Here is a 24,779-nt window from a genome sequence, read left to right on the forward strand (position 1 = left end):
ATTTAGTTGTTGGGTGTTGGTTATCAGTTGTTAGGTTTTTCTAACTGTGGACAACGAATAATTAGCGTCCAGCAACGAGTTGCTGAAGCCAGCCTGACAACTACGAATAACTGCCAACTAAAACCCGCATGCTGCAAGCCTTGCTCATTTCCAACGGCCTCGTCGGGCTCAACAAATACTACGTGTCGAATGAGCTAGTGCAGTACACCACCTGTCTCATCACGAAGGATTTTAATCCTGACCTCACGCCCTACGACCTGCTGGTGGTGCCCAACGGCTCAGACCATGTAGCCATGCTGAAAATAAAGAACCACGTGCGCGCATTTCTAGATGCCGGCAAGGCCCTCGTTTGCTGCGACGGCTTTTTCACCGCTTGGGTACCTGGCAACCAGTGGGTAATGGATAACTCGCGTCGCACCCAGGACGTGCGCTACGCCGCCGGCACCGACCGCCACGGGCTTTTGCAAAACCTCGACCTTGACGAACTGAATTTTTCCCACGGTATGAGCGGCTGGTGGGCTTGCGGTTATATCCAGGCCGCGCCGGATGCCGACGTGTTGCTGGCCGACACCTGGCAGCGTCCCATCGCAGTGCTGGACGAGGTGAGCACCGCCGGCCGCATGCTGCTCACCGCCAGCGGCCCGCTGGTGGATGTCACCTACGCCGGCCTCTCAGATAGTGCGCTCGTGACGCTCTACCGTAATTTCATCTGGCTGCTTTCCACTTCAATCGTTCCCGCACATGGCTAAAATAGGCTTGATTTTCAACGGCGTGTGGTCGCACTACGCCATGGCCACGGCCCCCAAGTACCGCGACTTGTATCGCCTACTCTACGTGCACGACCTCGACACTAACGCTATGTCCGACCTCGATGCCTTAGCCATTCCCTTTCAGTCGAACCAAGCGGTGCTGACCGAGAAAAAGGCCATTATCTATGACTTCCTACGGGCCGGTAAGAAGGTGTTTCTGGAAGGCGACTCGTCTACGGCCTGGCTGGATGCGCAGTGGGAAGACCGGCCTGTGAACAACTATTGGTGGGTGACAGACCCAACCCACCCGCCGGTTTCCGACACGAATTATAACCACCCCGTGTACCAGGGCCTCAGCCCGCGCCAAGCCTGCTGGCACACCCACGGCGTGTACACCCGCGTGCCGACGTCGGCCGAAATCCTGCAAACCAACGACCTAGGCGACGTCATTACCTGGCAAACTCATGAATATGGCGGCACGCTGCTGGCTACCACCCTTGACCCCATCGTGGAGCACGGCGTGCAGCAAATTACCCACCTCGACAACTACGTAGACCGCCTCACTGCCTGGCTCAGCGGCGTGCAGCCAGTCCCCGAGCGCATGACCATTGACACCACCGTGTACGGCGAGGGAGCGTTGGTATGAGCGAATTGCTGACCGTAGCAAACCTGTCCAAGCAGTTCGGCGAGCAGTCGGTGCTGCGGGATGTCTCTTTTTCTTTGGAACAGGGCGAAGTGCTGGCCGTGCTGGGCCGTTCGGGCTGCGGCAAAACCACGCTGCTGAAAATTCTAGCCGGCCTGGAAATGCCCACTGCCGGCACCCTGCTGCTGCACGGCCAGGACCTGCGTCCCGTGCCGCCCAACGAGCGCCAGATGGTGTACCTCTACCAGGAGCCGCTGCTTTTTCCGCACCTCACCGTGTTCGAGAACGTGGCTTTCGGCTTGCGCATTCGCAACGTGGCGAAGGCCGAAATCAACCAGCAGGTACAGGAGCTGCTGGCAGAACTGGACCTGTGGGAGCACGCCCAAAAAGCGCCCCACCAGCTTTCGGGCGGGCAGCGGCAGCGGGTGTCGTTCGGCCGGGCCCTCATCATCCGGCCGCGCCTGCTGCTGCTCGATGAGCCCTTCGGTAACCTCGACGCCCAAACCCGCGCCGACATGCAGCAGCTGTTCCTACGCGTGAGCCGGCAGCACCAGATTACCTCCCTCTTTGTTACCCACGACAGCCGCGAAGCCCTCACCGTTGGCACCCGCTTCGCCTACCTCGACCAAGGCCAACTCACCAGCTTCGCCTCGGTGGGCGAGTTTGTGCAGGATGCGCGCACTGCTATCCGCAGCGAGCTGGCGTTTTGGGAGAATATTCAACAGAAACTAGAATAGTTCTAAAAGAACGTCGTGCTGAATGGACCAGAAGCACGACGTTCTTTTTGCTGTCAATCAGCCAATTTATGAAAGCCGATTTCAACCACTGCGAGTCCGTGTATTGGGTGTTTACCCAGCTCTGTAACGACAAGTGCGACCATTGCTACAACAGCTCCGGACCACAGGGCACGCGCATCAGCGCCCAGGACTGCCTGCGCATTGTGCGCAACCTGCCCGACAGCATCGACCGCCTCATCCTCTCCGGTGGCGAGCCCATTGCCGACCGCGCCAAGCTCTACCTCATCCTCGATGCCGTGCAGGAGAAATACCAGGGCCGCACGCAGGTTATGCTTCAAACCAATGGCGACCTGCTTACCCCAGAAATCCTGGATTTACTGATTGAAAAAGGTGTCACCCGCTTCGACATCGCCAGCATCGACCGCTACCATAAAATGGCCGGCTCCCGCCTGATGACCCTGGCCGACCTCTTCGAGAGCCGCGGCGTAAACGGCGACGACCACGACCCGCTTATCGAAAAGGAGCATCTGCTTGTGGAGGGCCACCGCCTGAGCTGGGGCTACTGGGGTGCCACCGACGACATGTGGCTGGGCGGCAATTGGGCCCGGGGTCGCGCCCTCGAAAAGGACATCTGGCTGCGCGACCCCAGCCACAACTTCTGCGCCATCCTCTCCGGGGCCAAAGGCTTTCTGGGGGGCACCGACCTGCCCCAGGAAATCAGCATCCAGCTCTGGAAAATCAATCCATGCTGTCCCGGCACGAAGTTTCCCCTAGGCGACGCCCGCCAGGAAAAAGTGGCCGATGTACTGCTACGTGCTTCCAAATCCGAAATCATGCAGCGCCTCAACCAGGGCGAGCCGTGGAAAATGGGCGAGTCCGTTGGCGTAACGGAGGAGCACGCGCTGGCTCGTGGCGAAGAATTGCAGAACGTCTGCCGCTGGTGCGATGAGTTTTTCGAGCATAACCAGGGGGCAATTCAGACGTCTATAGCCAGTACGACGCCGCTTTGGCAGGCTTAACACATGCCCGACTCCGGTCCGATGGTGAAGCCGTCCGACTGATTGTCGTTGGACGGCACTGTTGCAGCGGGTCAGACAGCTTGTACTTCAGTTGGTCGGACGGTTCTGTCGTCAGAATGAAATCTGACGATAATTTCGCCTGATTTTAGTCGAGCTTACACTCCGCAGCTTTGCGATTACGGACTGGTCATTCAAGAACGTTTTATGTCACCCTTGCTACCCGAGGAAAACAGTACCCTGGCCGCCCGGCTCGAAGCCGCCCGGCAGGAGCTGCTGGACCTGGGGATGCGCAACCCACTGCTTAACTTCAAGTTGTCGACGGCGCAGGGCGTGGCCATTGTGCGCGAGGAAGCCACACCGGTGTACGAGATGCTGGTCCGGCAGGGCAAAACGATGTATTTCCAGGGCATCCCCGATTCTCGGCTTGCGGCGGGGAAGTCAGCCCGAGCTATCCGGTCCACAACTGGCTTTACCTCATTGGAAGGGGCTACTGCGGGGTTAACAGAAGCGGAGCTGGACGAGCGCCGGGCCGCCCATCTGCAAGCATTGAGCACCGCTTACGAAGCACCCGAGCCGGCAGAAACGGAACACCAGGCCCTGCTCACCGACAACAAGCTGCAAACCGATGAGTCGCTGGCCCGGCTGGAAAGCCGCTTGCAGCGCACCTACTACACGGCCCGCACCAGCCTGGAAGAAACCGGCGCCAACATCTTGTATCTGGCCCTGGGCATGCTCACCTGGTACGAGACCGAGCGCAGCGAAGAGCCCCGTCAGGCGCCACTGGTGCTGGTGCCCGTGCTGCTGGAGCGCGGCACCGCCGCCGAGCGATTCAGGCTGCGCTACACCGGTGCCGAGGTAGAGGGCAACCTATCGCTGCAAGCTAGACTCAAGGCCGGGTTTGGCGTGGCACTGCCGCTGCCCGAGCTGGATGATGACGGCACGCTGAGCGACTATTACGCCGCTGTGCTGGCGGCCGTGGCTGGGCTGCCGCGCTGGCGGGTCGATGCCAACACCATCACCCTGAGCTTTTTTTCGTTTGGCAAGTTTCTGCTGTACCGGGATTTGGACCCAGCAACCTGGCCCGCGGGCGCAAACCTATTGGAGCATCCAGCTATTAGGGCGCTGCTGGGCCGCAACAGCGGCTTCCGCGACGCGCCACCGTCGGTGAGCGACACTGCCTTCCTGGATACCGAGAGTCCCGCCGCCGACCTGCACCAGGTGCTCGACGCCGACTCGTCGCAGTTGCTGGCGCTGCTGGCCGTGCACGAGGGCCGCAACTTGGTTATTCAGGGCCCGCCCGGCACCGGCAAGTCCCAGACCATTGCCAACCTGTTGGCCGAGGCCATTGGGGCGGGTAAAAAAGTGCTTTTTGTGGCCGAAAAGATGGCCGCGCTGGAAGTAGTAAAGCGCCGCCTCGATGCTTTGGGCCTGGGTGCGGCCTGCCTGGAGTTGCACAGCCACAAAGCCAATAAAAAGGGCTTGCACGATGAGCTGCGCCACACGCTCGGCCTGGGCCGCCCGGCCACCGCCACCGGTGTTGCCGACCAAATGGCCCAGCTCCCCCGCTACCGCCAAGCCCTGAACGACTACGCGCTGGCTGTAAACGCGCCGCTGGGCCACAGCCGCCGTACTGCCCAGCAACTTGCCGGTGAGCTGCTGCACCTGAACGAAAAGCGCGGCCCGGTAGCGTTGCCGCGCATCCCGTTTGCCCGCCTCAGCAGCTGGACTGATGCCGACGCAGCCCACGCCGAAGCCATGGCTACCCGCCTGCAAGCCACCTTGCAGAAAATCGGCGTGCCGAAAAATCTGCTATTCTGGGGCAGTGAGCTGACTGTGCTACTGCCCGCCGCGCAGGATGCGTTAGAAAGTCAGCTGCGCCAGGCTTCAGCCACCATTGAAACTCTGCAAACTACCTCTGAAGCCCTGGCACGACACCTAGGCCTGCCGGCTCCCACAGAGCGGGCGCAGGCCGAAGCCCTGCTGCCGGCGGCCCGCCATGCGCAGCTAGCCCCTGGCCTGCCTGGCCCGGCGGTAACGGATGCGGCCTGGGTACAGGAGGCCAGCCGCGTGGCCGAGGTATTGCAGGCAGGTATGGCCTACACCGCCTTGCACCAGCAGCACGATACCACCCTGCTTCCCGAAGCATGGGACCAGCAGCTGCTGGCTGAAAGAGCGGCCTTACTGGCCTATGGCGACAAGTGGTGGAAGTTTGCTAGCGGCGACTACCGTAATGCCCGCAAGCGGCTGCAAAGCATCTGGCAACGCGCATTGCCCGATGAGGCAACGGCTTTGGTGACTGTTATCGATGCCATTCACGAAGCCCGCCGGCACCGCCAGACCATTGCCGAAGGCAACCCCCTGATGGCTTCATTGTTTGGTCCGGCCTGGCAGGGCCTTCGCTCCGATTGGGCCGCCCTGCGCCGCGTGGCCGACTACCTGACGCTAACCCACCAGCGCATTGCCCGCCACGAGTTGCCTGCCGCCCTGCTGAATTATCTGGCCGGGGGCAGCCCTTCCGAGGGCATCACCGCGGCCCTTGCGGCGCTGGAAACAGCTCTGGCCCGGCAACGCACCACCGTGCAGGGCCTGGCTGATGCCTTGCAGCTAAACGAGGCCCGGCGCTTTGGTCCCGATGGCCGCCTGCAATTCCAGCCCTTCGCCGCACAGCTGACTACGCTGCGCCAATGGACCGCCGACCTGCCCGCCCTGCGCCTGGTTACGGAATGGAACAATGTGGCCGCCAGCGTGCAGGCCGAGCAGTTACCTGAATTACTCTTGCTGGTCGAAAGCTGGCCTGAAGCCGGACGCTTTCTGGCCAGCGCTGTGCGGCAGACCTGGCTGGAAAACCTGCAAAAAGTGGCCTACGAGCAACACCCGGCCCTGCGGCAATTTGAGCGGGCCGGGCATGAGGAACTGGCCGCTCGCTTCCGGCAGGCCGACCGCGACAGCCTGTACCACAACCGCGTGCGGGCCATGCAGAACCACCACGCGCAGCTGCCCAACCAACAGGCTGGCGGGCAAATGCTGGTGCTCCGCAACGAGTTTGCGAAGAAGAGCCGGCACCTGTCCATTCGCCGGCTCATGCAGGAGGCCGGGCGGGCAGTGCAGGCCATCAAGCCAGTGTTTATGATGTCGCCGCTTTCGGTGGCCAGCTTCCTGCCGCCGGGCGCGGTGGCGTTCGATTTGGTGGTGTTTGACGAAGCCAGCCAGGTGAAGCCTGTGGATGCGCTGGGTGCCATTGCGCGAGGCAAGCAGCTAGTGGTAGTGGGCGACTCCAAGCAGCTGCCGCCCACCAGCTTCTTCGATTCCCTTACCAACAGTGGTGAGGAAGCGGACGAGGAAAACGTGACGGCCGACATTCAGAGTATTCTGGAGCTGTGCACTGCCCGTCAAATGCCCGAGCGCATGCTGCGCTGGCACTACCGCAGCCTGCACCAGTCCCTGATTGCCGCCTCCAACCATCTTTTCTACGACGACAAGCTGGTTATTTTTCCCAGCCCGGGCGGCCAGGGTCATTTGGGCCTGGTGTACCACCACCTGCCCGAAACGCACTACGAGCGCGGCACCACGCGCACCAACCCGGCCGAAGCTGCCGCCGTAGCGGAGGCCGTGCTGCACCACGCCCGCACCAGCCCCACGCTCACGTTGGGCGTGGTGGCCTTTAGCACGGCGCAACGCCAAGCCATTCAGGATGCGCTGGAAATCCGGCGCTGGCAGCACCCCGAAACCGAAGCTTTTTTCAGCCGCCACGCGCACGAGCCTTTCTTCATTAAGAACCTAGAAAACGTGCAGGGCGATGAGCGTGACGTCATTTTCATCAGCATCGGCTACGGCCGCACGAAGGACGGCTACCTCACCATGAGCTTTGGCCCGCTCAACGGCGAAGGCGGCGAGCGGCGCCTCAACGTGCTCATCACCCGCGCCCGCCAGCGCTGCGAGGTATTCACCAACCTCACGGCCGACGACCTGGACCTCAGCCGAACGCCGGCCCGGGGCGTGGCTGCCCTCAAAACCTTCCTCAGCTTTGCCCAGCATGGCCGCCTCAATCGGAACGAAGAAACCGACCGCGCCTTGGAATCTCCGTTTGAGGAAGCCGTGCACCGGGCTCTTACGGCGCGCGGCTACCAGGTGCGTCCCCAGGTTGGCAGCCAGGGCTTTTACCTCGATTTGGCCGTGGTGGACCCCGACCAACCCGGCCGCTACGTGCTGGGCATCGAGTGCGACGGAGCCATGTACCACTCGGCCCGTTCGGCCCGCGACCGGGACCGACTGCGGCAGGAAGTGCTCGAAAGCGTGGGCTGGCGCCTGCACCGCATCTGGAGCACTGACTGGTTTCGCGACCCGGCCGGCGAAACCGAGCGCACCGTGGCGGCTATTGAAGAAGCCCGCCACCTATCGGTCCTCGACCAAGCCGATGCGCTGGCCGACGACGAAAGCAACACGCGCCGGCTGGGAGCTCTGGAACGCGAAGCGCCAGCCGTGGCGACCAGCCACGGCACCATCCCCTATCAGGTTGCCCAGCTGCCGGCTGCCATCCGCCAGCGCGAGCTGCACCAGCACCCCACGGGCCGCTTGGCCGCTTGGGTATCCGAAGTAGTAGCCGTGGAAAGCCCTGTGCATGTCGATGAAGCAACCCGCCGCCTGGCCGCCGCTACGGGAGTCACGCAGGTTGGGTCCCGCATTCGGGCCAGCGTGGCCCAGGCCATCGACCTAGCCGCCAAAATGGGCGGCATCCGCCAGCAGGGCAACTTTCTGTGGACACCCACCATGCCCCCGGCCGCGCCTCCCCTGCGCGACCGCAGCACCCTTCCCGCCATTTCCCGCAAGCTCAGCTTTGTAGCGCCCGAAGAAGTAGCCGCTGCGGTACTCCGCGTGGTGCGCGACGGCTTTGCCGTGAAGCGGGAGGCAGTGGCTCTGCCCGCAGCGCGGCTGCTGGGTTTCAGCCGCCCAAGCGAGGAGCAACGTCAGGTTTTTTCGTCGGCTATCAACCAACTGGTAGCCGACGAAAAGCTGAGTGAAACCAAGGGCGTGCTGAAGCCTATGTAGCTGCGAGCGCGAGGCTTCTACAGCCCTGTCAGCTCAGCGAGAGACACATCAGTTCAGCAGGGATTGCGTGGCATAGCCAGCATACGTGATTTTGCGAAGTGTGCGCAGTGGTAAAGCAGTGACTCGCAGTGCTGGTCGGGTGTTTTTCACACGGTTGGTTAGGGCAGGAAACGAAGCAGTTGGGTAGGTGCGCAAACTCAGTTGCGCAGCCGGCTTCTTACCTAGTTTTTGGGCATTAATCGGGGCGCAGGGTGCTATGCTAACATCCTACAAGAAGTTGGCAAAGGAGGGCACGAGCCCGGTTTGGCAGAATCCTACATTTGTTGAAAGCCCTGCGCACTGAAAATTCGCATTGGGCCAGGATGTTCTCAAATTGGCCTGCGCGGGCTGCTTTATCAAGTAAAACTCCCAGCTTCCCAACCAAAAAAGGGCAGCGTTGCGATGCAAAGCAATGACAACACGCCGATTTCCCTTTTTTGATTCTGCGCTGTTTTCCAATTGCCTGCTGGCGGTTTCTATACTGATTTATCATCCGGTCGCCGCGCAAAAGCTGGTTAATGCCAACCTGAAATGCGAGTATCAGCTGCACCCGCTGGGCGTGCAAACCGCCAAGCCCGCTTTAAGCTGGGAGTTACGCTCCGACCGCCGCAACATCCAGCAGACCGCCTACCAGATTCTAGTCTCGGACAACCCGAAAAAGCTTAGTCAAAACATTGGCAACATCTGGGATACCGGCAAAGTCACTTCAGCTGCATCCATCCAGGTGAGCTACGCGGGCACCGCATTGCAGCCGGCAAAAACGTATTTCTGGAAGGTAAAAACTTGGGATAACCAAAACGGTGCTTCTGATTGGTCAGCCCCAGCCGAGTGGCAAACGGGCCTGTTCGGACCCGCCGACTGGAAAGGCGCCCAGTGGATAGCCTACGACCAACTGCCCGCCGAGCGGGTGACCGTGCTGCCCGTGGACGGGGCCAAGGACACCTACCGCGACAACAATATCCTGCCGTTGCTGCGGAAGCAGTTTACTGCCAAAAAGCCCACCAAAGCCACGCTGTTCATCAGCGGCCTAGGGCAATTTGAAGCCATCCTGAATGGCCAGAAAGTAGGCAACCATTTCCTCGACCCCGGTTGGACAAAGTACGACAAGCAAGTGCAGTACGTGACGTTTGACGTGACGAGCCTCGTAAAAAGCGGCCCCAACGCGCTGGGCGTCATGCTCGGCAACGGCTTCTACTACGTGCCGCCGGTGAAAGAGCGTTATCGCAAGCTAAAGTCGGCTTTTGGGCACCCGAAGCTGATTTGCCGGCTGGCCTTGGACTACGCCGACGGCTCGCACGCCGACGTAGTGAGCGACCCCACCTGGCGCACCGCAGCCGGGCCGGTTACTTTCAGCAGCATTTATGGCGGCGAGGACTATAACGCGGGTCTGGAGCCAACTGGCTGGGCCACGGCTGCTTTTCAGGATAAAAGCTGGCGGCCGGTTATCCGCGTCGATGGCCCGGCCGAGCTGCTCACCCAGCAGCAGGAGCCGCTACAGACCTTCGATACCTTTAAGGCCCAAAGTATAACCCAGCCCCAAACCGGTAAGTGGGTGTACGACTTCGGGCAGAACGCCTCAGGCATCATCGAGCTACAAGTGCGAGGTCACCGGGACGACACGGTGCGCATTACGCCGGCCGAGCTGCTGGGAGCCGACAAAATGGTGACGCAGAAAAATACGGGGCGCGGCTTTTATTTCACGTATGTATTGAAAGGCAGCGGCGTAGAAACCTGGCGGCCCCGCTTTACTTACTACGGCTTCCGCTACGCGCAGGTAGAGGGCGGTGTGCCCAAAGGCGAAGCCAACCCGAAGAGCCAGCCCGAAATCATGCGCCTGACAGCGTTGCACACCCGCAACGCCGCCGCCAGCGCGGGGACGTTTTCGTGCTCGAACGACTTACTCAACCGCACCAATACACTGATTGACTGGGCCGTAAAAAGCAACCTAGCCAGCGTGATGACCGACTGCCCGCACCGCGAAAAGCTGGGCTGGCTCGAACAGACGCACCTCATGGGCGCTTCGCTACGCTACGGCTACGACATCGCCACGCTCTGCCGCAAGACCATAGCCGACATGCGCGCCTCGCAAATGGCCGACGGATTGGTGCCCGAAATCGCGCCTGAATACGTCAAGTTTGAGTGGGGCGGCGACATGTTCCGCGACTCGCCAGAGTGGGGCAGCGCCAGCATCATTCTGCCCTGGTACGTGTACCAGTGGTACGGCGACCGCCAGGTGCTGGCCGAGAACTACGACATGATGCAGCGCTACGTGACCTACCTCGGCACGAAAGCCAACGGACACATTCTCTCGCAAGGCCTGGGCGACTGGTACGACCTCGGCCCCAAGCCGCCGGGCACCTCCCAGCTCACCCCGATGGGCGTAACCGGCACGGCCACTTACTATTACGACCTCACGCTAATGGCCAGCATTGCCCGGCTGCTGGGCAAAACCGCCGATGCCACGGCCTACGAGAAGCTGGGCGCGGAGGTCAAAACGGCTTTCAACACGAAGTTCTTCAACCCCCAAACCAAGCAGTACGCCACTGGCAGCCAGACCGCTAATGCCATGGCCGTGTACATGGGCCTAGTGGCGCCCGCCGATAAAGCGGCCGTGGTCGAAAATATCGTGCAGGACCTGCGCACCCGCGCCAACGCTCTGACGGCCGGCGACATCGGCTACCGCTACCTGCTGCGCGTGCTGGAAGAGGCGGGCCGCTCCGACGTCATTTTTGCGATGAACAACCGGTCGGATGTGCCCGGCTACGGCTACCAACTGGCCCACGGCGCCACGGCCCTCACCGAATCGTGGGCTGCGCTGCCCACGGTATCGAACAACCACTTGATGCTGGGACATTTGCAGGAGTGGTTTTACGGCGGCCTGGGCGGCATTCGTCCGGCTGATGGGTCGGTAGCCTTCAGCCAGATTGACATCAAGCCCGAGCCAGTGGGCGACGTGACCAGCGCCCGGGCCAGCCACCACTCGCCCTACGGCCTCATTGCGACAAGCTGGAAAAAGATAGGAGAAACCTTCGATTTGACGGTGACTATTCCGGCCAATACCACGGCCACGATTTACCTGCCAGCCACCGCTTCGGCGCGCATCACGGAAGGCGGCCAGCCGCTGGAGAAGCACCCGGAGCTACAGTCGCTGGGCTTCGCTGACGGTCGGGCGCGCATCAAGGCCGGCTCGGGGATTTATCATTTTGAGGTTGGCCCAACCTTGTAATTGCATGAAAATTAAACTTGCTTCTCTCTTGCTACTTAGCGGCCTTTGCCAGTCGGCTTGGGCACAAAAAGCCTTGCCTACAGCCGTGCCCGCCGCCGAGATGCAGAAGGTGTACGAGGAAGTGAAAACGCCCTACAAGTACGGCCTGGTGCTCGTGACGGACGACAATAAGAAGAAGATGGACTGCCCCAGCGTTTTCCGCAAAAACGGGCAGTGGTGGATGACATACATCATTTACGACGGGCGCGGCTACGAAACCTGGCTGGCGCAGAGCAAAGATTTGCTGAAGTGGGAGACAAAAGGCAAAATCTTGTCTTTCAGCGATACTACTGACTGGGACACCAACCAAAAAGCCGGCTACGTGGCCCTGCAGGACCCCAAGTGGGGCGGCAGCTATGAGTGGCAGCCCTACGCAGGCAAGTACTGGCTGTCGTACTTCGGCGGCAACTCGCGGGGGTACGAGAAGGGCGTTTTGTCCATCAGCCTGGCTTCTACCGATAAGGACCCCACCACGCTGCCCGCCTGGCAGCGCCTGGCTAAGCCGGTGTTGCGCCCCGATGACAAGGACGTGCGCTGGTGGGAAAACCATACCATCTATAAAAGCTCGGTGGTGTGGGACAAAAGCAAGCTCACCGGCCACCCCTTTGTGATGTACTACAACGCCAATGGCGACAGCCTCAACGCCAAGCGCGGCGCGGAGCGCATCGGCATGGCCGTGAGCGACGACATGACGCACTGGACGCGCTACCTGCGCAACCCCGTACTCAACCACCACACCGGCATCACGGGCGACGCCTACCTGCAAAAGATGGATAACGGATTGTGGACGATGTTCTACTTCGGCGCCTTCTACCCAGGCGTAAAGGGCGCCGTGAACCGCTTCGCCTGCTCCTACGACCTGAAAAATTGGACTGACTGGACGGGGGCAAACTTGGTGGAGCCCTCGGAGCCTTACGACGAGCTTTTTGCCCACAAGTCCTTCGTGCTGAAATACAAAGGCGTGGTGTACCACTACTACTGCGCCGTGAACAAGCCCGACCAGCGCGGCATCGCAGTGGCTACCTCAAAGGATTTGGGCAAGAGCACAGTAGCATTCATCGCGCCGCCAGTGAAGAAGTCGAAAGAAGCGAAGTAGCGCGGACTTTCAGTCCGCGAGTAACGCTAATACCCCCAAACATTCGCGGACTAAAAGTCCGCGCTACATCCCACCCAATGCCTCGCCTACTCCTCTGCCTGCTACTATTACTCAGCTCCCAAAGCATCTTTGGGGCGCAGCCGGGCACGCGGGTGGTGGCGGATTTTAACCAGGGCTGGAAGTTCTATCTTGGCGACGAGGCCAGCGCAAAAGAAGTAGCCTTTAATGATGCCGCTTGGCGCAAGCTGACGCTGCCGCACGACTGGAGCATTGAGGGCAAGTTTGACGAGAAGAACCCAGCTAAGCCCGAGGGCGGCGGCCTTCCCACCGGCACCGGCTGGTACCGCAAGACGTTTACGCTGCCAGCTACGGCGGGACGCAACGTGTTCATCGAGTTCGATGGGGTGTACAAGCGCAGCGAGATGTGGCTGAATGGCCATTCGCTGGGGCAGCGGCCCAATGGCTACATCTCCTTTCGCTACGAGCTGACGCGCTATTTGCAGCCAGCAGGCAAGCCCAATGTGCTGGCTGTGCGGGTCGATAATTCGGCTCAGCCGGACTCACGCTGGTACACCGGCTCGGGCATTTACCGCAACGTGCGGCTTGTGACCACGCATCAGGTGGCCGTGGATGAGTGGGGAACCTTCGTAAGCACGCCCGCCGTGAGTGCGCAGACTGCTACCGTGGCTGTGCAAACGCAGCTACGTAACGCCACGGGCGCCCCCAAAACGGTGACCTTGCAAACAGTGCTGCTAGACCAAAGCGGCCGGGAAGTAGCTCGACAACTGACGCCGGGCATGAAGCTGGCCAACGCTTCGGCCACCGTTTCGCAGAAACTGACGCTAAAAAACCCGCAATTATGGTCGGTGGCAAAGCCCTATTTGTACCGGGTAAAAACGACGGTTTTGACGGACCAAAAACCCGAGGATGAGTACGAAACGCCGCTGGGCATCCGCACTTGTGAGTTTGCCCAAACCGGCTTTTTACTAAATGGACAGCCGCTGCGCATCCAGGGCGTGTGCCAGCACCACGATTTGGGGGCACTGGGGGCCGCTGTGAACGTGCGGGCGATGGAAAGGCAGCTGGAAATTCTGAAAACGATGGGCTGCAACGCCATCCGCACCGCCCACAACCCGCCCGCGCCGGAGCTGCTGGACTTGTGCGACCGGATGGGCTTCCTGGTGCTGGACGAGGCGTTTGACATGTGGCAGAGAAAGAAGAACGGCCAGGACTATCACCTCGATTTCAAGCAGTGGCATCAGCGCGATTTGGAAGACCAAATCCGCCGCGACCGCAACCACCCGAGCGTGTTCCTGTGGAGCATCGGCAATGAAATTCGGGAGCAGTTCGACAGCACCGGCACCCGCCTCACCCGCGAGTTGACGGCCACCGTGAAGCGCCTCGACCCCACCCGGCCCGTGACCTCGGCCCTCACGGAACAGGAGCCGGCCAAGAATTTCATCAGCCAAGCCAGCGTGCTCGATTTGCTAAGCTTCAATTACAAGCACGCTGAATACCCCAAGCTGCCCACTAGCTTTCCTAATCAGAAATTCCTGGCGACCGAAATCGCGGCGGCGTTTGAGACGCGTGGGCACTACGACCTGCCCTCCGATAGCATGCGCATCTGGCCCAAAGACGGCAAAACCAAGCTCACCACCGGCAATCCGGACTTCACGGCCTCCAGCTACGACAACGCCGCGCCCTACTGGGGCGCCACCCACCAAGCCGCCTGGCGCGCCGTCAAAAACAGCCCGTTCATCAGCGGAGCCTTCGTGTGGAGCGGCTTCGACTATTTGGGCGAACCCCTGCCCTATCCGTGGCCGGCGCGCAGCTCCTACTTCGGCGTTATCGACCTGGCCGGCTTTCCCAAAGACGCCTACTACCTCTACCAAAGCGAATGGACAACTAAGCCCGTGCTACACCTGCTGCCGCACTGGAACTGGCGCCCCGGCCAAATCGTGGACGTGTGGGCTTACTACAGCCAGGCCGACGAGGTGGAATTATTCCTGAGTGGTAAGTCGCTGGGCATAAAAAAGAAAGGCGCCGACGACCTGCATGTGATGTGGCGCGTGCCTTACGCTCCTGGCACCCTGCAAGCCATCTCGCGCAAAGCCGGCCAAACGGTGCTCACGAGCACGGTAGAAACTGCTGGCCCAGCCGCCAAAATCGAGCTAACCGCCGACCGCAGCAAGCTACGGGCCGATGCCAAGGACCTGTCTTTTATCACGGTGCGCGTGCTGGATGCGGCAGGCAACCTAGTGCCTGACGCGGCCAATTTGGTGAAGTTTTCGGTGAGCGGGCCGGGCTTTGTGGCCGGGGTTGACAACGGGTATCAGGCCAGCATGGAATCGTTTAAAGCACCAGAGCGCAAGGCTTACAACGGGATGTGCCTGGCTATTATTCAGACGAAGGAGCAGGCGGGAGCTATTACGGTGCGGGCAGAAGCTGAGGGGCTGGAAGCGGCTTCGGTGATGTTGAGTAGCACGAATATGACAGTCCAGACGGGGAACCTCACCCCCCGCCCCCCTCTCCCGCGGAGAGGGGGAGCCAAACGTCAGACTGCAAGAAATTGATTTATAAAACAATGCATAAATCCTCCGCGCACTTTTTTCAGTATTTCAAGAGTCGTCAGGCTCCCCCTCTCCGCGGGAGAGGGGGCCGGGGGGTGAGGTTCCCCGTCTGGGCTATCCTGCTCCTCCTTCTACCCCTCGCAGCAAGCGCCCAGGAAGCCAGCGTGTACTTCTTCCCCGGCGTTTCTAACCCGCCCAAAATCTACGCTGGCCCCGAAGGTGATGCTTGGGAAATTCCGCAGATTACAGAACTGAACCGGGACAAATCAAGGGCTACGGCCTACTCCTTCCCCACCGAAAAAGACGCACTGCTTGGCGACCGCGACAAGACGGCACGCCTGCTATCACTCAATGGCTTGTGGGATTTCAACTTTGCGATAAAGCCGGCCGATGCACCCAAGGATTTCTACAAGAGCCGGGTGCGGGGTTGGAAGCAGTTGGCCGTGCCGTCGAACTGGGAGATGAACGGCTACGACCTGCCCATTTACAAGAGCGCCAAGTACCCGTTTCGGCCCGTGAACCCACCTTTCGTGCCGCAGGATTACAATGGCGTGGGCTCGTACCAGCGCACGTTTACGGTGCCGGCCGGGTGGCAGAACCAGAATGTAACGCTGCACTTTGGGGGCGTTAGCTCAGCGTTTAAGGTGTGGGTGAACGGGAAGTTTCTGGGCTACGGGGAGGACAGCTGCCTGCCCTCGGAGTTCAACGTGACGCCCTACGTGCAGGCGGGCGAGAACGTGGTATCGGTGCAGGTAATGCGCTGGTCGGATGGCAGCTACCTGGAAGACCAGGACCACTGGCGGCTGAGCGGCATCTTCCGCGAGGTGCTGCTGCTGGCCGAGCCCAAGCTGCGCATAGCAGACTTTCACTGGCAGGCTAAGCTAGATAAGCAGTACAAAGACGCTGTGCTGAGCATCCGCCCGCGCCTCGAAAACCTGACCGGCAACAACGACATTTCCGGCTGCCAGGTGAAGGCCCAGCTCTTCGACAAAACGGGCGCGGCCGTGCTGCCGCAACCCTTGCAGCGCACCGCCGAAAGCATCATCAACGAGCCCTACCCGCGCCTCGACAATGCCAAATTCGGCCTGCTCGAAACCACTGTGCGCAACCCGCTGAAGTGGAGCGACGAGGCCCCCAACCTCTACACGCTGGTGCTGACGCTGACCGACAAAACCGGCGCAGTGCTGGAAAGCAAAAGCTGCAAAGTGGGCTTCCGCAGCATCGAGTTTTCCAAGGAAAACGGCAAGCTGTTGATTAATGGTAAGTTGACCTACCTCTACGGCGTGAACCGCCACGACCACCACCCCACCAAGGGCATGGCCGTGAGCCGCGACGACATTCGAGAAGACGTGCGCACACTCAAGCAGTTCAACTTCAACTGCATCCGCACCAGCCACTACCCCAACGACCCGTATTTCTACGACCTCTGCGACGAGTACGGCATCCTGGTTATCGACGAAGCCAACCTCGAAACCCACGGCTTAGGCTCGAAGCTCAGCAACGACCCGGCTTGGACTGCAGCTTACCAGGAGCGCAGCATGCGCATGGCCCTGCGCGACAAAAACCACCCCAGCATCATCTTCTGGAGCCTCGGCAACGAGAGCGGCCGCGGGCCCAACCACGCCGCGATGGCCGCCTGGCTGCACGATTTCGACATCACCCGGCCCATCCACTACGAGCCCGCGATGGGCGACCCGCACCTCGACGGCTACATCGACCCCAACGACCCAAACTACCCCAAAAACCACGCCTACCGCATCCAGGTGCCGCGCGACCAGGCCTACGTGGACATGGTGAGCCGCATGTACCCCGGCCTGTTCACGGCCGAGCTGCTGGCCAACCAGCAAAACGGCGACACCCGCCCCATTTTCTTCTGCGAATACGCCCACTCCATGGGCAATGCCACCGGCAACATGAAGGAGTTCTGGGACACCTGGCGCGCTACCAAGCGCATCATCGGCGGCTGCATCTGGGAGTTTAAGGACCAGGGTCTGCTGAAAAAGGACTCGACCGGCACCGCCTTCTACGCCTACGGGGGCGACTTTAAGGAGAAGTATTACGACGACTTCACCATCAAAGGCATCGTGGCCTCGGATGGCCGACCGCACGCCGCTATCTACGAATGCAAGCGGGTGTACCAGCCCGCCGAATGCACGCTCACCGCTGCCGGCCAAGGCTCGATTAAAGTGGAAAACCGCCACGCCAGCAAGTCGCTGGCCGACTATGCCGTGAGGCTTGTAGTGCGTGAGGATGGCCGCGTGATTTCGACCAAACCGCTGCCACGCCTGCAGCTGGCAGCCGGGCGAGACACGGTGATTTCGCTCAAGCCCTACCTGCCCAAAATGAAGGCTGGCGCGGAATATCTGGCCACGATTTCCTTCACCCTGCCGCAGGCAATAAGCTGGGCCGAGGCTGGTCACGAGGTGGCCAGCAACCAGTTTGCACTCACTGGTTTGGCCGAGCCCGCGAAATCAACCAAAACCTACCCGGCCGTGACCGTGCGCGACGATGCTTCGGCCTACGTGCTCATTGGCAATGACTTCCAAGTGAGTATAGCCAAGCAAACTGGCGCGCTTACCTCCTACCGCCAGGGTAGAACCGAGCAGTTGGCGGCCCCACTGCTGCCCCACTTCACCCGCCCGCTCACCGACAACGACCGGCGCGGCTGGAAGGCCGATAAGAAGCTAAAAGAGTGGTTTACCACCGAGCCCAAGCTGCAAAGCCTGACGCTGGACAAGTCGAAACCTGGCCAAGCCAGCCTCACCAGCACCTACTCACTCACCGACGGCAAAACCACTGTGCGCGTGACCTATACGCTGAACGGCGACGGCACATTGAAAGTGGCCTACGACTTAACGCCCGCCGCCCTGCCCAACATCCCACGGGTAGGTATGCAGTGCGGTATCCGCCACGCCGACACGCAAATTAGCTTCTATGGCCGGGGACCGATGGAAAACTACATCGACCGCCGCTACGGATTCGACGCGGGCATTTATAGCCTGCCGCTCAGTGATTTTGCTCAATCATACGTGGTGCCGATGGAGTACGCCAACCGCACCGACGTGCGCTGGATGCAGCTGGCCGACAAGCAAAACACTGGCCTGCTGGTGGTGGCCGACAGCCTGCTAAGCATGAGCGCCTGGCCTTACACTGAGCAAAACATCCAGAAAGCCCGCCATACCAACAAGCTAAAAGACGCTGGCTTCATCACCCTCAACATCGACCTCGTGCAAATGGGCATGGGCGGCAACACCAGCTGGGACGCGCAAGCCGCCCCGATTGAGAAGTACCAGGTGCCAGCCAAGCCTTATAGCTACAGCTTCTACCTGCTGCCTGTGAGCGGGAAGAAGGACGCGGCCACGTTGGCCAAAAGCATCAAGTTTTAAGCGTTAACAAAGACCGTCTTGCAGAACTCAGCAAAGCATCTCGCGTGCTTTCACTAATCAAAAATATTGAATTACAACCACATACGAGATACTTCGCTGCGCTCAGCATGACGTCCAAATAAGAATCCCAACCGAAATGCCAACCGACCTCATTCACTTAAAAGGAATTACCTGGAACCACAGCCGGGGCTTCGTGCCGATGGCCGCTACCGCGCAACGCTTTTCGGAGCTGAATCCCAACGTGAGCATCACCTGGGAGAAACGCTCTTTGCAACAGTTTGCCGACGAGTCGATTCAGCAGCTGGCCGAGCGGTTTGATTTGCTGGTAATTGACCATCCGTGGGCCGGTTTTGCGGCGCGCACTGGCTCCATCCTGCCATTGGATGAATACCTGCCAGCCAATTTTATGGCTGACCAGCAAGCTAATACCGTTGGTCATTCCTTCGAGAGCTACACCTTCAACGGCCACCAGTGGGCGCTGCCCATCGACGCCGCTACCCCCGTGGCCGCCAGCCGGCCCGACCTGCTGGCCCAGCACGGCCTGGCCCTCCCTGAAACCTTCGCCGACCTACTGGCCCTAGCTAACCAGGGCCTGGTGGCCTTCTCGCTCATTCCCATCGACACGCTGATGAGCTTCTATATGTTCTGCTGCTCGCTGGGCGAAGACCCCTGCCAGCGCGAGGACGAGGTTGTGAGCGAAGCCATTGGCATCCAAGCACTACAGATGTTCCGCGAGCTGGCCAGCAAAGTGGACCCGGCCTGCTTCCAGCGTAACCCCATTCAGGTGTACGAGGCCATGACGCAGACCGACGCGCTGGCCTACTGCCCCTTCGCCTACGGCTACTCCAACTACGCCCGGCGCGGCTACGCCCGCCGCCTGCTGCATTTCCACGACATGGTAGCCCTCACACCCGGCGGCACGCGCCTGCGCAGCACCCTCGGCGGCACCGGCCTAGCCATTTCCGCCAAGTGCGCCCAGGTAGCAACCGCCGTGCGCTACGCCGAATTCGTGGCCTCGCCCACCTGCCAGCAAACGCTGTACTTCGACAACGGCGGCCAGCCCGGCCACCTCACTGCCTGGCAGGATGCGCATGTGAACGCGCAGTCCAGCAACTATTTCAACGCCACACTGCCAGCCTTGCAGCGCGCCTTCCTACGCCCGCGCTACCACGGCCACATGTTCTTCCAGGACCACGCCGGCGAGCCCGTGCGCCAGTACCTGATGCACGGCGGCGATGAACGGGCGCTGCTGCGCGAGTTGAATGAGTTATATGTGAAATCCAGAGCAATGGCGCAGCCAAACAGTAGCGTGGACTCTGCGAGTCTGCGCTACGAGCGCAGCGAGTAGCTCGCGCCCGCATTATCTACACGCCAATACTCGCTACGCTCGTTGCGCGGACTCGCAGAGTCCACGCTACAATAGCACCAACCTCAAGTACAGAAATGTCCCTCCCCCTTTCCGGCCTTTTAGTTATCGAGTTCAGTCAGTTCCTAGCCGCGCCTTCCGCTGGCTTACGGTTAGCCGACCTAGGCGCGCGCGTCATCAAGATTGAGCGGCCGGGCACGGGCGAGGCTGGCCGGCAGATTGCTATCAAAAACCTGTTTGTGGAAGGCAGCAGCCTGGTTTTTCACACCATCAACCGCAACAAGGAATCCTACGCCGCCGACCTCAAGAACCCCGCCGACTTGGCTCAGGTGAAGCAGCTGCTGGCCCAGGCCGACATCTTGACCCACAACTTCCGACCAGGCATTATGGAGAAAATCGGCCTCGGCTACGACGCCGTGCGCGCCATCAACCCGCGCATCATCTACGGCGTGGTGACGGGCTACGGTTCCAACGGCCCTTGGGCCACCAAGCCAGGGCAGGATTTATTGATTCAGTCCATGTCGGGGCTGGCGTATTTGTCGGGCACGAAAGACGATGGGCCGACGCCCTTCGGCATTGCGGTGGCTGATATTATCTGTGGTTCGCACTTCGCCCAAGGACTGCTGGCGGCGCTGCTCAAGGGCAGCAAAACCGGCCGAAGCGTGCTGGTTGAAGTCAGCCTGCTCGAATCGGTGCTTGATATGCAGTTTGAACTGCTAACTACACACTTGAACGACGGCGGCCAGTTGCCCCAGCGCGGCGCGGCACGTGGCACTGCCCACGCCTACTTGAGTGCTCCCTACGGCATCTACCAAACTCAAGACGGTTACCTCGCCCTAGCAATGGGCAACCTCGGTAAACTTGATACGCTGCTGGATACGGGTATTCTGGATGATTACCCCACGGCTAGCTCCTGGTTTGACGGCCGCGATGACATCACCGCCCGCCTCACTACTAAGCTGCGCGAAAAGCCTACCGACACTTGGCTCGCGAAGCTGGAGCCGCTGGGCATCTGGTGCGCCGAGGTGCTGAACTACCAGCAAGCTACCAACAGCCCGGGCTATGAGGTGCTGGGCATGAGGCAACTCGTGAACCTGACTAATGGGCAGCAACTGCCCACTACCCGCTGCCCCATCCGCATCGACGGTGAGAAGCTGTATTCGGATAAGGCCGCGCCCACGCCGGGCCGCCACACAGAGGCGATTAAGGAGGAATTTAACTTAGCTACTGCTAGTAACATCTCCCCTGTCTCCTTCTCCAAGAAAGCGGACGCAAAGCATGTGGTTCGGACAGAAAAAAGGCCGCTTGAAGGGCTGCTAATTGTCGATTTCAGCCAATTCCTCTCTGGACCTTCGGCGGCGTTACGGCTAGCTGATATGGGCGCGCGCGTCATCAAGATTGAGCGGCCGGAAACCGGCGACATCTGCCGGCACCTCTACACCTCGAACGTCATCATGAATGGCGAATCGTCGGTGTTTCACGCCATCAACCGCAACAAGGAAAGCTTCGCTGTGGACCTCAAAAATGAGGACGACAAAGCCCAGGTGTGGGAGCTAATCCGGCGCGCCGACGTGGTGATGCACAACTACCGCCCCGGCGTGATGGAGCGCCTCGGTTTCGACTACGCCAGTGTGAAAGCCCAGAATCGCAATGTGGTATACGGCGAAATATCCGGCTACGGCCCCGAAGGTCCCTGGCGCGACAAACCCGGCCAGGACCTGCTGCTGCAATCCGTATCGGGCCTGACCTGGCTGAGCGGCAACGCCGACGCTGGCCCCGTGCCCATGGGCTTGTCCATCGTGGACATGCTGGCCGGCGCCCACCTCGCGCAAGGGCTGCTGGCCTGCCTCGTGCGCCGTAGTGTCAGCGGGGAGGGCGGGCTGGTGCAGGTGAGTATGCTGGAATCAGCCTTCGATTTTCAGTTCGAAACCATCACCACCTTCTTCAACGACGGCGGCGCGCTGCCCGAGCGCACCACCCACAACAACGCCCACGCCTACCTCGGCGCGCCCTACGGCATTTACCAGACCAGCAACGGCTTTTTGGCCCTGGCCATGGGCTCAATCCCAAAGCTGGGCCAGCTGCTGGGCTGCGAACCGCTGCTGCAATACCCGGAGCCCGCACAGGCCTTCGCGCAGCGCGACGAGATAAAAGCCACGCTGGCCGAGCACCTGAAAACCGACACTGCCGAAGCCTGGCTCGCCATCCTGGAGCCCGCCGACATCTGGTGTGCCAACGTGCTGAGCTGGGATAAGCTGCTGGGCCACGAGGGCTTTGCGGCACTGAACATGGTGCAGGAAGTGACGATGAGTGACGGCTACCAGTACCGCACCACCCGCTGCCCCATCCGCTTCGATGGCGAGTTGCTGACCTCGCCCATTGGTTCGCCCCAGCTAGGCCAGGATAATGCCGCCATCCTGGCGGAAATCGCCATCTTCCAAGCCGCCCGCCATGACGCTTGAGCCCACTATTTTTCGGATTGCCGTGCGCAAGTTTGGCCCTTTCGAAAGCGCCATGGCAAAGCTATGGGCCGGCTTTTGCCAGGAAACTGGCTGCCAACTAGCCGTAGAGATGGTGCCCATGGATTTGCACGAGCTACATGCCAGCCTACTCACCGAAAAGGGCTTACAGAATGGCAGCTGGGACGTGGCTCACATCAACACCGACTGGCTGCCGGAAGCCGCCAGCACCGGCGCACTTGAAAACCTGACGCCCTACATCCAGCAAAACTCGCCCGCCGATTTCCCAGCTGGCTGGAGCCCTTCGTTGCTGGGGATGCAGCAGGTTGGTGAAGCCGTAATGGGCCTACCGTTTCACGACGGTCCAGAGTGCCTCATTTATCGCAAAGACCTGTTTGATAGCCCGCAGGAGCAGGCCCGTTTTCAGCAACTACACAGCCGCCCGTTGCATGTGCCCGAAACCTGGGAAGACTTCCAGACGGTAGCGCGCTTCTTCCAACGGCCCGATGACAACCTATACGGCTTCGTAGCCGCCGGCTACCCCGACGGCCACAATACCGTCTTCGATTTCTGCTTGCACCTTTGGACACGGGGCGGCCAGTTAGTCGACGCGCAAGGCAACGTCCGCATTGACAGCGCGGTGGCAGCCGAAGGCCTCGCCTTCTACCGCCAACTGCTGCGCGACCAGGCCGCCGTGCACCCGCAGACCATGCAGTATGAGTCAGTGGCCGCTGGCCAGGCCTTTGCGCGGGGCGAAGCGGCGATGATGGTCAACTGGTTTGGCTTTGCGGCGGTGTGCGACGTGGATGCGGACTGCCCGGTGCGGGGCCGCGTTGATATTGCCCGCATTCCGCATGGCGCGGGCGGGCAGTCGGCTTCGCTGAACGTGTACTGGCTCTACGCCATCGGCGCGGGCAGCCGGCAGAAGGACCTGGCGTATGAGTTTCTGCGCTACGCCACCCGACCCGAAAACGACAAGCTGCTGACGATGGAAGGCGGCATCGGCTGCCGCCTCTCGACCTGGCACGATGCCGAAATCAACGCCCTCGTGCCCTACTACCACAAGCTGGAAATGCTGCACCAACAGGCCCAAAGCCTGCCGCCCAAAGCCAATTGGGCGCAGCTTGCTGGCATCATCGATGAGGTGGTAATAGAGGCAATTAATACCAACGCACCCGTGGAGGAACTGCTTTCCGCTGGCCAACAGAAAATTAACGCGCTCGACCATGTTTAAGTTGGAAAACACCGAGATTCCCTACCTACCCGTGCTGCCCCGGCGGCCGCTGCCCATCGTCATCATCGGCGCGGGCGGCATCGTGAACGACGCGCATTTGCCGGCCTACCGCAAGGCCGGTTTCGAGGTGGTGGGCATCACCAACCGCACCCGCGCCCGGGCCGAAAAGCTGGCCGCTGCGTGGAGTATCCCGCACGTGTACGACTCGGTGGCCGACGCCGTGGCCCACGCGCCCGCCGATGCCGTGTACGACATCACCATCATGCCCGAGCAGTTTGTGGAAACGCTCAACCAGTTGCCCGACGGAGCCGGCGTGCTGATTCAGAAGCCCATGGGCGACTACTTCTGGCAAAGCCAGGAAATTCTGGAGGTGTGCCGCCGCAAAAACCTGGTGGCTGCCATCAACTGTCAGCTGCGCTTTGCGCCCTACGTGGCCGCTGCCCGCGAGATGCTGCGCCAAGGCCTCATCGGCGAGCTGTATGATATGGAAGTGCGCGTGACGCTGGAAACACCCTGGGAGCTGTTCCCGCACGTGATGGTGCACCCACGCCTCGAAATTCAGTACCACAGCATCCACTACATCGACCTGATTCGCAGCTTCCTGGGCGAACCCAATCGCGTGCTGGCCAAGACGCTACGGCACCCGGCCAAGGCTCTGTCGTCGTCGCGCTCCACCATCCTGTTTGACTACGGCGACACCATGCACACCGTCATCAACACCAATCACGACCATTCTTTCGGGCCCGAAAACCAGGAGAGCTTTATCAAATGGGAAGGCACGAAAGGCGCCATCAAAGCCCGCATGGGCCTGCTGATGAACTACCCCCACGGCATGCCCGACAAGTTTGAGTACTGCATCATGCACGAGGGCGAAAAGCCGGTTTGGCATACCGTAGCGCTGGAAGGCTCGTGGTTTCCGGATGCCTTCATGGGCACGATGGGCAGCCTGATGCGCTACAAAAACGGCGAAACCGATATACTGCCCACCAGCGTGAAGGACGTGATAAAAACCATGGCCGTGGTGGAAGCCGCCTACGCATCGAGCGACGGCAAACAGTAGCGTGGACTCTGCGAGTCCGAGCGCGAGCGCAGCGAGCATCTGCGCTAGGTTAATTATTCATTTGCGGACGCCGGATGCTCGCTGCGCTCGCGCTCGGACTCGCAGAGTCC

The 24,779-nt window shown here is 60.7% G+C and carries 13 protein-coding genes; all 13 read left to right on the forward strand.

Features of this window, described 5'->3' with window-relative positions:
* The first annotated feature begins 128 nt into the window (after positions 1–128).
* The gene (locus J4E00_RS28495) at positions 129–749 is read left to right on the forward strand and encodes a hypothetical protein (RefSeq protein ID WP_208178765.1); all 621 of its coding nucleotides are present in this window, start codon (positions 129–131) and stop codon (positions 747–749) included.
* Positions 742–1,395 (forward strand): hypothetical protein, encoded by a 654-nt coding sequence (locus J4E00_RS28500; RefSeq protein ID WP_208178766.1) that lies wholly within the window; start codon positions 742–744, stop codon positions 1,393–1,395. Before J4E00_RS28495 ends, J4E00_RS28500 begins: the two co-directional genes overlap by 8 nt.
* The gene (locus tag J4E00_RS28505) at positions 1,392–2,129 is read left to right on the forward strand and encodes an ABC transporter ATP-binding protein (RefSeq protein ID WP_236050317.1); all 738 of its coding nucleotides are present in this window, start codon (positions 1,392–1,394) and stop codon (positions 2,127–2,129) included. Before J4E00_RS28500 ends, J4E00_RS28505 begins: the two co-directional genes overlap by 4 nt.
* A gap of 68 nt (positions 2,130–2,197) precedes the next feature.
* Positions 2,198–3,148 (forward strand): radical SAM protein, encoded by a 951-nt coding sequence (locus tag J4E00_RS28510; RefSeq protein ID WP_208178767.1) that lies wholly within the window; start codon positions 2,198–2,200, stop codon positions 3,146–3,148.
* Between the two features lie 204 nt (positions 3,149–3,352).
* On the forward strand, positions 3,353–8,194 hold the full coding sequence (locus J4E00_RS28515; protein WP_208178768.1) for a DUF3320 domain-containing protein: 4,842 nt from the start codon (positions 3,353–3,355) through the stop codon (positions 8,192–8,194).
* Between the two features lie 451 nt (positions 8,195–8,645).
* Entirely contained in the window at positions 8,646–11,459 is a 2,814-nt protein-coding gene (locus tag J4E00_RS28520; protein ID WP_208178769.1) for a family 78 glycoside hydrolase catalytic domain, read from the forward strand.
* 4 nt (positions 11,460–11,463) lie between these two features.
* On the forward strand, positions 11,464–12,594 hold the full coding sequence (locus J4E00_RS28525) for a glycosylase (RefSeq protein WP_208178770.1): 1,131 nt from the start codon (positions 11,464–11,466) through the stop codon (positions 12,592–12,594).
* A 77-nt stretch (positions 12,595–12,671) separates the two neighbouring features.
* Positions 12,672–15,167 carry a beta-galactosidase GalB gene (gene galB / locus J4E00_RS28530; protein ID WP_208178771.1) on the forward strand — a complete coding sequence of 832 codons (2,496 nt, stop codon included), beginning with the start codon at positions 12,672–12,674 and terminating at the stop codon, positions 15,165–15,167.
* A gap of 161 nt (positions 15,168–15,328) precedes the next feature.
* Positions 15,329–18,550 (forward strand): glycoside hydrolase family 2 TIM barrel-domain containing protein, encoded by a 3,222-nt coding sequence (locus J4E00_RS28535; RefSeq protein ID WP_317196689.1) that lies wholly within the window; start codon positions 15,329–15,331, stop codon positions 18,548–18,550.
* A gap of 136 nt (positions 18,551–18,686) precedes the next feature.
* Positions 18,687–19,898 (forward strand): ABC transporter substrate-binding protein, encoded by a 1,212-nt coding sequence (locus J4E00_RS28540; RefSeq protein WP_208178773.1) that lies wholly within the window; start codon positions 18,687–18,689, stop codon positions 19,896–19,898.
* Between the two features lie 95 nt (positions 19,899–19,993).
* A complete protein-coding gene (locus tag J4E00_RS29765; protein WP_236050319.1) occupies positions 19,994–22,378 on the forward strand; it encodes a CaiB/BaiF CoA transferase family protein in 2,385 nt (794 codons plus the stop codon).
* On the forward strand, positions 22,368–23,609 hold the full coding sequence (locus J4E00_RS28555; protein ID WP_208178774.1) for an extracellular solute-binding protein: 1,242 nt from the start codon (positions 22,368–22,370) through the stop codon (positions 23,607–23,609). The genes J4E00_RS29765 and J4E00_RS28555 overlap by 11 nt, the downstream gene beginning before the upstream one ends.
* Positions 23,602–24,669 (forward strand): Gfo/Idh/MocA family protein, encoded by a 1,068-nt coding sequence (locus tag J4E00_RS28560; RefSeq protein ID WP_208178775.1) that lies wholly within the window; start codon positions 23,602–23,604, stop codon positions 24,667–24,669. Before J4E00_RS28555 ends, J4E00_RS28560 begins: the two co-directional genes overlap by 8 nt.
* Positions 24,670–24,779: the final 110 nt, after the last annotated feature.

The sequence above is a fragment of the Hymenobacter negativus genome (genome assembly GCF_017571495.1).
Lineage (GTDB): Bacteria > Bacteroidota > Bacteroidia > Cytophagales > Hymenobacteraceae > Hymenobacter > Hymenobacter negativus.

Bases quoted from the DNA above. Each gene is read 5' to 3' on its own strand.
- J4E00_RS28495 (WP_208178765.1), top strand. From the start codon at position 129: ATGCTGCAAGCCTTGCTCATTTCCAACGGCCTCGTCGGGCTCAACAAA.
- J4E00_RS28500 (WP_208178766.1), top strand. From the start codon at position 742: ATGGCTAAAATAGGCTTGATTTTCAACGGCGTGTGGTCGCACTACGCC.
- J4E00_RS28505 (WP_236050317.1), top strand. From the start codon at position 1,392: ATGAGCGAATTGCTGACCGTAGCAAACCTGTCCAAGCAGTTCGGCGAG.
- J4E00_RS28510 (WP_208178767.1), top strand. From the start codon at position 2,198: ATGAAAGCCGATTTCAACCACTGCGAGTCCGTGTATTGGGTGTTTACC.
- J4E00_RS28515 (WP_208178768.1), top strand. From the start codon at position 3,353: ATGTCACCCTTGCTACCCGAGGAAAACAGTACCCTGGCCGCCCGGCTC.
- J4E00_RS28520 (WP_208178769.1), top strand. From the start codon at position 8,646: ATGACAACACGCCGATTTCCCTTTTTTGATTCTGCGCTGTTTTCCAAT.
- J4E00_RS28525 (WP_208178770.1), top strand. From the start codon at position 11,464: ATGAAAATTAAACTTGCTTCTCTCTTGCTACTTAGCGGCCTTTGCCAG.
- galB (WP_208178771.1), top strand. From the start codon at position 12,672: ATGCCTCGCCTACTCCTCTGCCTGCTACTATTACTCAGCTCCCAAAGC.
- J4E00_RS28540 (WP_208178773.1), top strand. From the start codon at position 18,687: ATGCCAACCGACCTCATTCACTTAAAAGGAATTACCTGGAACCACAGC.
- J4E00_RS29765 (WP_236050319.1), top strand. From the start codon at position 19,994: ATGTCCCTCCCCCTTTCCGGCCTTTTAGTTATCGAGTTCAGTCAGTTC.
- J4E00_RS28555 (WP_208178774.1), top strand. From the start codon at position 22,368: ATGACGCTTGAGCCCACTATTTTTCGGATTGCCGTGCGCAAGTTTGGC.
- J4E00_RS28560 (WP_208178775.1), top strand. From the start codon at position 23,602: ATGTTTAAGTTGGAAAACACCGAGATTCCCTACCTACCCGTGCTGCCC.